At 40.4% G+C, this 12,976-nt stretch carries 11 protein-coding genes; 4 read left to right on the forward strand and 7 right to left on the reverse strand.

Features of this window, described 5'->3' with window-relative positions:
- Positions 1-46: 46 nt before the first annotated feature.
- The 4 genes from LC454_RS09200 (at position 47) to LC454_RS09215 (ending at position 6,023) form a co-directional block, all read left to right on the forward strand.
- Complete coding sequence (locus LC454_RS09200) at positions 47-1,303, forward strand: YeiH family protein (protein ID WP_223581681.1); 1,257 nt, start codon at positions 47-49, stop codon at positions 1,301-1,303.
- Between the two features lie 707 nt (positions 1,304-2,010).
- Positions 2,011-4,608, forward strand: coding sequence for a TonB-dependent receptor (locus LC454_RS09205; RefSeq protein ID WP_223581682.1), 2,598 nt, complete (start codon positions 2,011-2,013; stop codon positions 4,606-4,608).
- A 178-nt stretch (positions 4,609-4,786) separates the two neighbouring features.
- Positions 4,787-5,335 carry an RNA polymerase sigma factor gene (locus LC454_RS09210; RefSeq protein WP_223581683.1) on the forward strand — a complete coding sequence of 183 codons (549 nt, stop codon included), beginning with the start codon at positions 4,787-4,789 and terminating at the stop codon, positions 5,333-5,335.
- Positions 5,325-6,023, forward strand: coding sequence for an energy transducer TonB (locus LC454_RS09215; protein WP_223581684.1), 699 nt, complete (start codon positions 5,325-5,327; stop codon positions 6,021-6,023). Before LC454_RS09210 ends, LC454_RS09215 begins: the two co-directional genes overlap by 11 nt.
- Positions 6,024-6,081: 58 nt before the next feature.
- Here LC454_RS09215 and LC454_RS09220 read toward each other — a convergent pair whose 3' ends face one another.
- The 7 genes from LC454_RS09220 to LC454_RS09250 form a co-directional block, all read right to left on the reverse strand.
- Positions 6,082-6,645 (reverse strand): nitroreductase, encoded by a 564-nt coding sequence (locus tag LC454_RS09220; RefSeq protein ID WP_223581685.1) that lies wholly within the window; start codon positions 6,643-6,645, stop codon positions 6,082-6,084.
- A gap of 27 nt (positions 6,646-6,672) precedes the next feature.
- Positions 6,673-7,935, reverse strand: a complete 1,263-nt coding sequence (pepT, locus tag LC454_RS09225) for a peptidase T (RefSeq protein ID WP_223581687.1) — start codon at positions 7,933-7,935, stop codon at positions 6,673-6,675.
- Between the two features lie 162 nt (positions 7,936-8,097).
- A complete protein-coding gene (locus tag LC454_RS09230; protein WP_223581689.1) occupies positions 8,098-8,925 on the reverse strand; it encodes a DUF4197 domain-containing protein in 828 nt (275 codons plus the stop codon).
- Positions 8,926-9,169: 244 nt separating this feature from the next.
- A complete protein-coding gene (locus LC454_RS09235; RefSeq protein WP_223581691.1) occupies positions 9,170-10,006 on the reverse strand; it encodes an endonuclease/exonuclease/phosphatase family protein in 837 nt (278 codons plus the stop codon).
- Positions 10,007-10,239: 233 nt separating this feature from the next.
- Positions 10,240-11,007: a glycerophosphodiester phosphodiesterase gene (locus LC454_RS09240; protein WP_223581693.1), complete on the reverse strand. Its 768-nt coding sequence runs from the start codon at positions 11,005-11,007 to the stop codon at positions 10,240-10,242.
- Positions 11,008-11,117: 110 nt separating this feature from the next.
- Positions 11,118-11,765, reverse strand: a complete 648-nt coding sequence (locus LC454_RS09245) for an HD domain-containing protein (protein WP_223581695.1) — start codon at positions 11,763-11,765, stop codon at positions 11,118-11,120.
- On the reverse strand, positions 11,758-12,936 hold the full coding sequence (locus LC454_RS09250) for a class I SAM-dependent RNA methyltransferase (RefSeq protein ID WP_223582140.1): 1,179 nt from the start codon (positions 12,934-12,936) through the stop codon (positions 11,758-11,760). The genes LC454_RS09245 and LC454_RS09250 overlap by 8 nt, the downstream gene beginning before the upstream one ends.
- Positions 12,937-12,976: the final 40 nt, after the last annotated feature.

The raw sequence follows: 12,976 nt of genomic DNA on the forward strand, positions 1-12,976 counted from the left end.
GTAGCAGCAATTATATTAAATTTAGCCTTTTAATACTAACCGTTATATGGCATCGTCAAGATCATTTGCACTTACAGAAGACTGGGTCGTCGTTATTTTGGGACTCGCTACCATTTTTTTAGCACTTTCGGGTATTTTTGCACCTGTGCCTAATTTTTCCTGGAGTAATTCTTCCGAATTGACCTCCGCAATTTTTGATTCGGCCAATCTCAACAAGATTTTCCAGCAGTTTATCTTTGTTTTTGTGACAGGTGTTTTAGGGGTATTTTTGCTCGGTAAATCTGTTAAACATTTGCTGGTCGTATTTCCTGTAGTGTTTATTTTGACTGTATTCGCGCTCATATTAGCGGGCAATTCGACAGTGAAAGAATATAATCTCGAGGCTGTTATTTTTAGTTTGATTATAGGTTTGGTCATTAGCAATTGTTTTAAGCTGCCTGCTTGGTTTAAAGAAGCCTTGAGTACAGAACTATATGTCAAGATCGGATTAATCCTATTGGGTACCACCGTTATCTTTGGGGATATCCTTAAAGCGGGCTCTTTAGGGCTTATCCAAGCTTTGGCAGTTGTATTGTCAGTATGGTATTTCGCTTTTTGGCTCTGTAAAAAATTGAAAATAGACAAGGAAATGTCCCTGATGTTGTCCAGTGCAGTTTCTATTTGTGGTGTTTCAGCGGCTATCGCTACTTCCGGAGCCATTAAAGGTGATAGTAAAAAACTCTCTTATGTGATTTCTTTGGTGCTGATCACCGCAATTCCAATGATGATTTTTATGCCCTATATGGCTGAATGGATGGGCTTGTCACAGGAAGTGACCGGCGCATGGCTAGGAGGTAGTATCGATACAACAGGAGCTGTTGTTGCTTCAGGGTCCCTTGTTGGAGAGGAGGCGTTAAAGATCAGCACAATTGTCAAGTTTTCGCAAAACGTATTGCTGGGACTAGCAGCATTTGCGATCAGTATTTATTGGACCTATGCAAAATCTGTGGATGACGAAACAAAGCGGGATAAACCGACGTTAAAGATTATTTGGGAACGCTTTCCTAAATTTGTGCTTGGGTTTGTATTTGCATCGCTATTATTTTCCTTTGTAATTTCTCCTGAAAAGATTGATGTCGTCAAAGGTAGTCTGAAAAACCTGCAGGGACTTTGGTTTACATTGGCATTTACTTCGATCGGTCTGGAAACAAATTTCAAAGACCTTTTTGTACAAGATAATAAGAAACCCCTTTATGCATTTTTGATTGCGCAGACCTTTAATGTCGTAGTGACTTTGTTGATCGCATTAGTGCTGTTCCGATAATTTATAGATAAAGATATGGACCGAATACTTTCGGAACTGAATAACATTTGTACAAAAGTCTGCCGTCCTTGGCGGACTTTTTTGTTCTACTCTTTTTTCATTTTCTCGATCTCGAAATAGTCCTGCCGAATGGCCTCCGCGAAAATAGAGGAACCAATTTTTTCTTACTAAAGTGTTTAGGTTGTCGGATAAGACAATGTTGGTCGCACATGAAAAAGTAAAGCTAAACCTAAGGGAAATATCTCATGTATAGCAACGGATCTGAATGGTTTATACAAAAAATATGATATGTAAAATATTATTTTTATGACATAAGTAGCTGTTAATTAGTGGTTAATGATATTTTAAAAAAATATTTATAAAATCTATCAAATTAGTAGTCTTTTAAAAAATATTTCTATATTTGTACTGTCGTCCTGATTTACAGTGAGTCATGAGGATTGGCAAAAAATGAGCATACTTAATTATGGAAAGAATGAAAAAAGAATACTTCTTAAAAACAAGCTTACAGATTACTTCATTGGAAGTGGTTTTTACTACCCAAGGAAATAGTGAAAAACGAATGTGTTGTTAAAATTTCTCTCTTACACTCTCTTATATTAGAAAAGGGAAGCCGAGGCTTCCCTTTTTAAACAAAGTTTTAACAATGAAACAAGTTCTATTGGCGTTGGCACTTGTTTATTTTCACTATTAAACTGAATAAATTTATGAAAAAAAATGCTATTTTTCGAATTAGCGTCATTTTTAGCTTGCTTTTAGCTGGTTCTTATCAGACTTATGCGCAGGTAGAAAATCCTAAACCCATTATAAATGCTTCATTGACAGGTACTGTGATCGATGCGGTTACAAAAGAGCCCCTACAGGGTGTAACGGTACAAATTGAAGCCGTTACCCACCAGGTGAAGACCGATAGCAAAGGCGTATTTCAATTTGTTACAGGACAGAAACTGCCGTTTTCACTTATTGTATCCATTGTAGGTTATCAAACAAGGCGGGTTGTCGTGGACCAATCGCCTACCGTGATCGAACTGACACCCCGGTTGGAAGCCCTGGACCAGGTAGTTGTGACGGCCCGTAGACGCAAGGAGCAATTGCAAGATGTACCGATTCCCGTTTCTATTATCCGTGGTGCAGCATTGGAAGATGCTGGAGCTTTTAATGTCAATCGACTGAAAGAACTTGTTCCGACGGTACAACTGTATTCTTCCAATGCGCGTAACACGACACTTAATATTCGTGGTCTTGGTTCCACTTACGGTCTTACCAATGATGGTATAGACCCGGGTGTCGGATTCTATCTGGACGGTGTATACATCGCTCGGCCAGCTGCAACTTGGCTAGACTTTATTGATATTGATCAGATCGAAGTATTGCGGGGGCCACAGGGGACACTCTTTGGTAAAAATACGACCGCAGGAGCCTTTAATATTACTTCGCGGCTACCCCAATTTACACCTGAGGCTAATGTTGAAGTTAGCTATGGCAATCAAGGATTTATTCAGGCAAAGACATCTATCTCCGGACCGCTAGCTAAGAATCTAGCTGCGCGGGCTTCCTTTTCGGGCACGCAACGGGATGGTAATCTGTTTAACGTCCATACCAATCGAAAGATCAATGATATCAATAACCTCGGATTTAGGGGGCAATTGTTGTTTACACCAACTGAGAATATCAAATTGGTACTCTCAGGAGATGTCTCTTCCCAAAAGCCTGATGGATATGGTTGGGCAGTCGCAGGTGTCGTCAAAACCCAACGTGCTGATTACCGACAATTTGATGCTATAATCAAAGATTTAGGGTATGAATTACCCTATAAAAGTGCATTTGAACGTAAGATTGACCTCGATACACAATCCAAAGCTGATAACAAATTGGGCGGTGTAGCGTTGAATGCAGACATTAAAATCGGAGCGGGAACATTAACCTCTACCTCAGCTTGGCGGAAATGGACTTGGGTGCCACTCAATGATCGGGATTATCTAGGTCTTCCTGTTTATACTGTTTCCGCAGGTAATTCGGTGCATAACCAATGGTCGCAAGAATTTAGGTATTCTGGCAAAATCAGTGAGAAAGTAAGTGGTGTAATCGGCTTATTTGGCCTTTGGCAGGATCTTGGTACTGATCCTGTGCATACAGAAGAGACGGGATCCGCATTCTGGCGCTTCCAGAAAAGCTCTACGAGCGCCCTATGGGAGACTCCAGGGTTATTTGACAATTTTGGCATTAAGACTGTATATGGAATCAAAAGTACAAGTTTAGCCGCTTATACACAGATTGACTGGGAGGTGACCTCCAAACTTCATATTTTACCAGGACTGCGCTATAACTACGACAAAAAGAAAGCAAACTACGATAGACAGACCTATGGTGGGCTACAGACATCCGATCCAGCACTGTTGGCACTCAAAAATGGGGTCTATACCAACCAAACTTTTGATATAAACGCGGATGCGGATAATTTTTCAGGACAACTGTCTGCGAAATACCGTTTCAACCCCAAAATCAATGCTTATGCAACCTACTCCATCAGCTATAAGCCAATTGGAATCAATGTAGGTGGATTGCCAACAGCAAATGGTGCTGTGCTGCTAGATCTAGCTGAAGTAAAACCAGAAGCGGTTCGCCACAAAGAGTTGGGTGTGAAAACTAACCCAACACGCAACTCGATCCTTAACTTGTCCGTTTACCAGACTGATATTAAAGATTATCAAACACAGGTACAAACGCCTGAACCAGGAGTGAATCGGGGTTACTTGGCCAATGCTGAGAAAGTACGTGTCAAAGGAGTGGAACTCGACGGTAATATTAATATTGGCCACTTTCTGCGCCTGAATGGTGCGCTGGCCTATACAGATGCGAAATACGTGAAATTTACAAATGCACCAGTTCCGCTGGAAGAAGTTGGTGGGCCGCAGGCTTTTAAAGATATTTCGGGTGGAGTGCTTCCGGGAGTATCCAAATGGTCTTGGTCTTTGGGCGGAGAAGTTAATCAGAGCGGTAAACTGATTGGTATCAATGGCTCCTACTTTTTGGGAGCAGATCTTTTCCATCGCTCCAAATTCTCTTCAAGCTCATCTCCATCGCAGTATTTGAATATTGATGCTTATACTTTGCTGAATGCGCGTTTAGGCTTTAGGGGGTCGAATGGCGTTTCAGTTTTTGTGTGGAGCAGAAATTTGACAAATAAAGATTACTATGAGCAATTGCTCGCAGCTCCTGGCAGTTATGGTCAATATGCTGGAGTCATAGCCGATCCGAGAACCTATGGAGTAACACTGCGGTACAATTGGAAACAGGGAAATTAGGACCGTAATTCATAACATATTTTCATTAGCCGTCTCTAATTTATTTAGAGACGGTTTTTTTTGTCCGAAAAGAGAGATTGTGTCAATAGAAATTTTATCGATGATAATTTGCAACCTCTACTTGCTTTATTTATGGAAAACCGTATCTTAATTCATCATTAAGGTGAAAGATTTGCGCATGAACGAAAAAGAGCTATTACAACATTATAAAACAACAGGAGACCTGTCTGCGCTGGGAAAATTATATTCGCCTTATATGTCCTTGCTTTATGGTGTATGTTTCAAGTATTTGCAAGATCCCGATCGTAGCCAGGATGCTGTCATGCAGATCTTTGAAGAGCTGATTCAGAAACTGCGTCATTACGAGGTTGATAATTTTAAAAGCTGGTTGCACGTATACAGTAAGAACTATTGTTTGATGCAATTGCGCAAAGATAAACGGACGACACAGGTGGATATTGAAGATAATTTGTTTGAAAGCGAACAAAAACTCAATACCAGTGAAGAGACAAAATGGGAGGAGCGGGATTTTGAAAAACTAGAAGGTTGTATGCAGACTTTAAATGAAGAGCAAAAAGAATGTGTACGTTTGTTTTATCTGGAACAAAAGTGCTATAAAGATATCGCAGATTTAACAGGGTATGATCTGAATAAAGTCAAGAGTGCCATCCAGAATGGGAAACGCAATCTGAAAATCTGTATGGAAAGGAAAGAAAATGGAAAATAATTATCAGTTATCACGAATTCATAATTACATCCATGGTCTAATGAGCAAGGAGGAAATGTTTCAACTGGAAAAAGAAGCATTGGAAGACCCCTTTTTACAGGATGCCATCGATGGATACCGATTGCAGAATGGAGTTGATACCCGGCAATTAAGCTTGCTGCAGCAGCGACTTAATCGTCGGGTCGAAAATACCATAGCGACAAGACATGCACAATATTATACTTGGCAACGTCTGGCTATAGGCGCGGCGGCAGGGGTTTTGTTTGTTGTTTTATTAGCGCTTCTATATTTTAAACATTTCAATGGTAAAGCCGAGCGGACGACAGATGTCACGTTGAGCGAACCAGAAAACCTTTTAGCGATCGAGCCTCTGTTGGATGGTGGTGATGCTACTCCGGTCGGTGGATGGAAAGCCTTTGAACAATATTTAAACAATCAGGTGAGGGATGGCGGAAAAGGTGGGGAGATTATTGTTAATTTCACAATCGGAAAGAATGGATTGCCTGATCAGATCCACGCAGAAGGAACACCCGAGCAAGCTCTTTTTGACGAGGCTGTACGGCTTCTTCAGTCAGGTGCTAAATGGCAAGGAACAAAAGGGCGCCTGAAGATCACTTTTCCTCTGAAGGAGATGAAGAATTCTGCCCAGTCGAATATCATCAAACCACCACATTGTTTTGGGATATAAAAGCAATAAGGGCCCGAATTATTCGAGCCCTTGTCTATTTATGGTAAGCTGTGCTACCTTATTCTTCCCAACGAATTTTTTCTTCGATAGGCGTACGTACAGGTTCGCGTGCATCTGATTCATGATGTCCTAAGTAAAATAGGCCGATACATTTTTGGTTCTCTTCCAGATTAAGGAAACCACCCAAATGATTGATTAAGCCTGGTGTTGCCCAGTAACCACCAATATTCAACGAATGTGCCGCGAGCCACATATTTTCTACGGCAGCAGCAGTACAAGCCAATTCTTCCCATTCAGGAACTTCACCCGTATAATTGACGATAAGCGCAATGGCAACATTCGATTGTGTTGCTTTCTTGCCCATGGTGATCTCTGTCGCTTCCGTGTATTTCTCCGCTGGTGTAACCGATTTATAGATGCGCGATAATTCAGTGCCCAAGCGTTGAAGTCCTTCTTTACGGAAGATCACAAAACGCCAAGGCTGTGTCCGTTTATGTGTTGGAGCAGCATTAGCTGCTTCCAAAATGCTAAGGATATCCTCTTTGCTTACTTCTTTTTCGGTAAAAGAAGCTTGAAATACCGATCTTCTGTAGTGTATTGCTTTTAAAACGTCGTTTTTCATTAAAAATATGTTGATTTTAGAATGTACTTATGCTTTTTCTTCCCATAAAGATACAACATGCAAAATTGTTTTGACCGCTTTTTCCATATCTTGTGCTGATACCCATTCTTGCTTTCCATGAAAAGCATGTCCACCGGCAAAGATATTAGGACATGGAAGCCCCATAAATGACAGGCGTGATCCATCGGTACCGCCACGGATACTTCTTCTTTCTGCGACCATCCCTGCTCTTGTAATAGCTTCCATACCGATTTCCATAATTTCGGGATGTTGATCCAGAACCTCTTTCATATTGCGGTATTGCTCTTTTACACTGAATGTATAGGTACAATTTGGATAACGCTCAACAATAGATTTTGCTATTGCTTCCAGTTCATCTTCATGTTTTTTTAGATTAGCTGTCGCATGATCACGGATGATAAATTGAATCTCAGCTTTTTCAACCGACCCACTGATATTGACGGGGTGCACAAAACCGTCTTTTTTATTGGTGCTTTCAGGAGAAAGTCTGTCTTTCGGTAATGCATCAATGACGGCACTTGCGATTTTAATTGCACTTTGCATTTTTCCTTTTGCAAAACCAGGGTGTACAGAGACGCCATGGATTGTTAAAGTTGCTCCATCTGCCGAGAATGTCTCATCTTCGATCGTGCCAGCTTTTTCACCATCCATGGTGTAGGCAAAGTCTGCTGCCAGACGCTTTAAGTCTGCTTTATCAACCCCACGGCCGATTTCTTCGTCTGGCGTGAATAAAATCTTGATATCACCATGTTTAATCTCCGGGTGTTTCATCAATAGGCGTGCAGCATCCATTATTTCAGCGATACCAGCCTTATCATCCGCTCCTAAGAGCGTTGTTCCGCTGGCCGTAATTACATCGTTTCCGATTTGATTGGCTAAATCGGGATGTTCTGCATATTTGATCACAATGCTATTATCATCCGGAAGGACCAAATCTTGTCCTTGGTAATTACGGTGTACCAATGGTTTTACATCTTTGCCCGAAGAATCCGGAGAAGTGTCCATATGTGAGCAGAAACAGATAACTGGAACTTTCTTGGAAGTATTGGAAGGGATGGTCGCATAGATGTAACCATTTTCATCTATAGCGGCATCCGAAATACCCAATGATAAGAGTTCTTCTACCAATAATTTGCCCAGATTTTTCTGTTTTTCAGTAGACGGGCATGTTGGTGAATTTACATCAGATTGTGTATCAATCTGTACGTAGCGTTGAAATCTTTCCGAAACTGAAAAGTCACTTATGTTATTAATCTCAAATGTACTCATTTTAATAGCCTTAATGTGATAAGGGTGACCAAATTTACAAATTCTAACGGGCTTCGACCAAAAACAAACAAGACTTGTCAATAAACTGACAAGTCTTGTTTACTAGAGGTAATATTTCGCTAACCTCCTATATCTTTTTGGGGGACTAACCCTACGTTTAGCTTATTTTTTTTCGTCGGCGTAGCCAAATACTTTCTGCAAGATATTTGTATTTCTGCTTCCGCCGATATTGTTTCTGATTTTTGATTCCTGATCAGCGACTTTGATAAACAAACCATCTATGGCCTTTTGCGTAACATAAGCAGTCAGATTTGTTTCCACCTTATTGCCTAGCGGCAAGTTATTATAGGCTGAGGTCAATTGCGTCCAATATTGGTCTACATTATTTACACCCATAGCAGATTGAATGACCGGACTAAACTTGTTTGTTAATTCGGTTGATGTATTTGTTTTGAAAAATGTTGTTGCAGCATCTTGCTTGCTTCCCAACAGGATATTGGTCGCATCAGTGATGGTCATTTTAGACAATGCATTTACGAATACCGGAGCGGCCTCTTTTACTGCACCTTCAGCGGCTCTGTTCATGCTTTGAATAAATTGATCACAAAGCTTGCCCATGCCGACTGCACGAAGTGTTTTTTCTATCTTTTGGGCCTCCGCAGGCATTAAAATTTTCACTGCGGCATCACCTAAGAAGCCATCTTTTTTTGCCAAAGACTCAATACTTAGGTTAAGGCCGTTGCTTAGAGCTTGTTTGATACCCAATGAAGCATCTTTATTTGATAATGAAGCCAGGGGGTTCGACTTGTTCGAACCCGTTGTTGAAGAGCTCGCTGTTGACGAATTCGTCTTTTTTGTGCTGTCAGTTTGACTCTGATTTGCTTTATTCAACGCGTCGTTGATCTTTTTAAAGATTTGCGCTTCACTGTTGTTAGAGAACAAAAGCGCTGAAACAAATAGGGTACAATATAGTAATGGAAATTTCATCATGATATGTTTTGCTGTCAAAATTAAGGATATCGACCGTTATTTTTTGTAAAAGTTTAAATTGTCGGTTGTTCTTTCCATGAGATTGTCCGTATCCGTAGCAGATACGCCACAACCTTAATGCTACGAAAGCTGCGCATTGTCACAGCAGTCTTTGTTGGAAGGGGTAAGGTCTAACAATAAAACGCCCCAAAAAGGGGCGCTTTATCCGCTATATAATAAAATTGCTTTTTTAATCTTATAGAGCCTATTTCCACGAAAGTGTTGTCACAACAGGGAAGTGGTCAGAAGGAAACTTACTCAGGTAAGTGTCTGTCAAAATACCATATTTCTTCGCCTGAAAAGGTTTGGTGATAAAGATATGGTCGATACGACCAGAAGGCCTTAGGCTCTTTCCCCAACTATTAAAAGAAGAGTTGGGCTCATATTTAAGCGGAGATACTTCATGTACATCTGTGACGATATTGCTCTTGGCAAGTGTAAAATAGGCCTCATCTTTTTCGTCTACATTGAAGTCGCCTGTTAAGATCAGCGGAAGATCCTTCGCAAATTCTTTTGCTTTTGCCAGGATCAATTTTGCACTTTCCGTGCGGGCTGTACGTCCGATATGGTCAAAATGGGTATTCATAAAAATAAAGCGCTTTTTATTGGCTTTGTCTTCAAAAATTCCCCAGGTACAGATACGTGGTAAGGCCGCATCCCAACCCTTGTTCGGATGTTCGGTATCTGTTGCAGAAAGCCAGAATGTACCACTTTTGATGGCTTTGAACCGATTGGTGTTGTAATAAATTGCAGAGTGCTCACCTTCCTGTGCACCGTCATCACGCCCCACACCAACATAATCGAATCCCGGAAGCAACGTTTTTAGATCCTGAACCTGATCATGAAAGGCTTCCTGAACACCGAATATATCAAAACCATGATACTTAATCAGATTGGTCAGAGGCACTTTGCGGTCAACCCACATATTACCAGTATCTACAGTATTTCTTTGTCTAATATTGTATGTGGCAGCAATGAAATCTTGCGCATAGGAGATATACGATAGGCATAATGCTGCTGCGAGAATAAAGTATTTTTTCATTAGAATAATTAGTTTAGGAATAATTATCTCATTAATATATAGATGTGCAGTATTCCGATTTTGTCCGTTGTTTAATTTCGAATTTCATTTGTATTTCCCACCTTGGGTCTCGTGTCAATAAAGCCATAGGCTAAACTTGTTATATTCGGCTTGTAGGAAATTAAAAGATCTTCAGTTATGTTATTTTACTGATCTTCAGCTTGTTTTGTTAGTGATGATCTCAGGGATAATCTTTATTTTTTCAATACCTGAAGCAACAATTCTGGTTCATCTGTTGTGATGAAGTCGATCTTTTGTCCAATTAGATTGCTCATTTCTTCTTCCGTATTGACTGTCCAGGCATTCACTTTCATACCCAATTGATGCGCTTCCTGCAACCAGCTTGCATTCTTTTTGAAGACTGAAAAATGATAATCTAGACCATTGATTCCTGCGGCATTCACATCAGCAGGTGATTTATCCCCATTTAGGTACTGGATATTTGCTTTTGGAGCGAGCTCATGAATCTTTTGACAAGCCTCAAAACTGAATGCGATATAATCTGTTATTTTCTCTGCTTTCAGATTTTTCACCATTTCAACAGACTTGGTTGCTGCCTCAAGCGTACGCTCTACACCTAATTTGTTGGTTTTTAACTCCAGGATCAGACGTAAGCCCTTTAATTTTTTTCCCGCTTTGATATACTCTTCCAGTGTTGGGATAGATTCCCCATTCGGGTGTTTTTTTGCTAGGAGTTCTGTGTATGTTGCTGTTGCGATGTCAATACCGTAGAAATCATTGTCGTGGTTGACAACAAGAATATTGTCTTTGGTGAGGTGTACATCAAACTCAGAACCAAAGAGTTTAAGGTCATGTGCGGCTTTTAAAGAGGCGATGGAATTTTGAGGAAGATGGCTGTTTTTCCATACGCCACGATGTGCAATTGCTTTGGTCTGTGCAAATAGTGTTGCCGATGAAATGACCATAGCCAACGTCAGACAGCTAAAAATGTGTTTTTTCATATGTGTTAGTTTGAAAGCTGATTTTTACAGTATAAAAAAAGTGGTACTTTTTATCCTGATTCACAAGATCTAAAGTACCACTTTTATGTTTAGTTATTGTTAACTGTAATTTATTTTTTACCATTCCATTCTGCCATGAACTCATCCAAGAATCCAAGCATGTATTGGTGACGGTGTTCCGCAATTCTTTTTGCGGCCTGTGTATTCATTTTATCTTTCAACAAGAGGAGCTTCTCATAGAAGTGATTGATTGTTGGAGCTTCAGAATGTTTATAGGCTTCCTTATCTTTATATTCCTGTACCGGAATGTTGGGGTTGTACATTTCACGACCTTTATTTCCACCGAAACTAAATGCACGCGCAATACCTATTGCACCGATGGCGTCCAAACGATCGGCATCCTGTACAATTTCCATTTCTTTGGAATGGAAAGAAACTTCACCCAAACTTGCTTTGAAAGACATGTTAAAGATGATTTTTTTGACATGGTCAATGATTTCAGGAGAAATTTCTAGACTTGCCAAAAACTCTCCGGCAACGCGAGGGCCAATTGTTTCGTCACCGTCATGGAATTTGCTGTCTGCAATGTCATGCAGGAGCGCTGCTAATTCGCAGACCATGACATCAGCTTCTTCATCTTCTAAAATTAACTTCGTATTGTTCCATACGCGTTGAATATGCGACCAATCATGGCCTGCTTCCGCAAATTTCAAACGATCTTGCACAAATGCGACTGTGCGTTCAATAATGTTATTCATACAATACTTTTGTTTTTTCGCGAGTACCCTCGTATAATTCGTATTCTAATAATCTACAATCTAATTTACCGTTATAAAATTCTATACGTCTGGACGCACGGAGCCCAATTTTCTTTGCGAGATCCGGATTACCTGTAAATATATAGCCTCTATAACCTTTGCATTCCTGTTTCATAAAATCACCCATACGTTTGTAGGTAATCTCCAACTTGGTATGCGTACCTAAACGTTCACCGTATTCTGGATTGAATAAGATGACACCTCCTTCTTTAGGAACGTGCGTTTCCGCAAAATCGCATACTTCAAATGAAATTAATTGTTCCACCCCTGCAGTGCGGGCGTTCATTTTGGAAACGTTGATCGCTTCTTCGGAGATATCCGTAGCAATAATTTGAGGAGCTGCTTTTTTATTGATCTGATCTTTTAACAGGCGGCGTTCCTGGAAGAAAACTGTTTCATCATAACCGATGAAATGCATGAATGAATAATTCATACGCAGTAGTCCAGGTTTTCTATTGGTAGCAATCAATGCCGCTTCGATGGCCAATGTTCCCGATCCACACATCGGATTGACAAAAGCGGATTCGCCATCCCATTTTGAAGCAATAATTGTTGAGGCTGCTAGGGCTTCCAGCATGGGTGCCTTGCCCGGAATCTTACGGTAACCATGTTTGGCCAGCGTTTCTCCGGAGGTATCAATGAAAATTTCAGCACGGTCATCCTTCCAGTAGAGGTGAATGACAGCTTTGTTGTTTTCCGGACCAGAATTTGGACGTATACCTTTTTTATCTTTAATACGATCTACAATCGCATCTTTCACTTTGACATTCGCAAATAAAGGCGTACTAATTGTTTCATTGTCCACATTGGAACTCACAGAGAAATAACCATCGAATTGAATGAGCTCTTCCCAAGCAATCGTGCTCAGCTCTTCGTAGAGCTCAGTAGGATTGTTCGCTGAAAATTCCTTTAACGAATATAGAATCTGCGAGGCGGTACGCAAGTTCAGATTGAGCTTGATCGTATCATTTACGCTGACTTTCAATTCGACTCCAGTAGGAAATGCTCTGACGATGTCAAAACCTAACTCTTTAACTTCCTGTTGCAAATACGGCGATAAGCGTTTATTGCACGTAATGATAACTTTATTGGGGGTGTTGAAAACTTCCATCATATTTTGTACAAAGTTAATTAAACTCTTCCTCAAAAAT

Origin of the sequence: Sphingobacterium sp. GVS05A (assembly GCF_019969845.1) — a bacterium.
Lineage (GTDB): Bacteria > Bacteroidota > Bacteroidia > Sphingobacteriales > Sphingobacteriaceae > Sphingobacterium.

Excerpts from the sequence above, each read along its gene's own strand:
- LC454_RS09230 (WP_223581689.1), bottom strand. The coding sequence starts at position 8,925 with ATGATGAAATTTCCATTACTATATTGTACCCTATTTGTTTCAGCGCTT.
- LC454_RS09200 (WP_223581681.1), top strand. The coding sequence starts at position 47 with ATGGCATCGTCAAGATCATTTGCACTTACAGAAGACTGGGTCGTCGTT.
- LC454_RS09210 (WP_223581683.1), top strand. The coding sequence starts at position 4,787 with ATGAACGAAAAAGAGCTATTACAACATTATAAAACAACAGGAGACCTG.
- LC454_RS09205 (WP_223581682.1), top strand. The coding sequence starts at position 2,011 with ATGAAAAAAAATGCTATTTTTCGAATTAGCGTCATTTTTAGCTTGCTT.
- pepT (WP_223581687.1), bottom strand. The coding sequence starts at position 7,935 with ATGAGTACATTTGAGATTAATAACATAAGTGACTTTTCAGTTTCGGAA.
- LC454_RS09240 (WP_223581693.1), bottom strand. The coding sequence starts at position 11,007 with ATGAAAAAACACATTTTTAGCTGTCTGACGTTGGCTATGGTCATTTCA.
- LC454_RS09245 (WP_223581695.1), bottom strand. The coding sequence starts at position 11,765 with ATGAATAACATTATTGAACGCACAGTCGCATTTGTGCAAGATCGTTTG.
- LC454_RS09215 (WP_223581684.1), top strand. The coding sequence starts at position 5,325 with ATGGAAAATAATTATCAGTTATCACGAATTCATAATTACATCCATGGT.
- LC454_RS09250 (WP_223582140.1), bottom strand. The coding sequence starts at position 12,936 with ATGGAAGTTTTCAACACCCCCAATAAAGTTATCATTACGTGCAATAAA.
- LC454_RS09235 (WP_223581691.1), bottom strand. The coding sequence starts at position 10,006 with ATGAAAAAATACTTTATTCTCGCAGCAGCATTATGCCTATCGTATATC.
- LC454_RS09220 (WP_223581685.1), bottom strand. The coding sequence starts at position 6,645 with ATGAAAAACGACGTTTTAAAAGCAATACACTACAGAAGATCGGTATTT.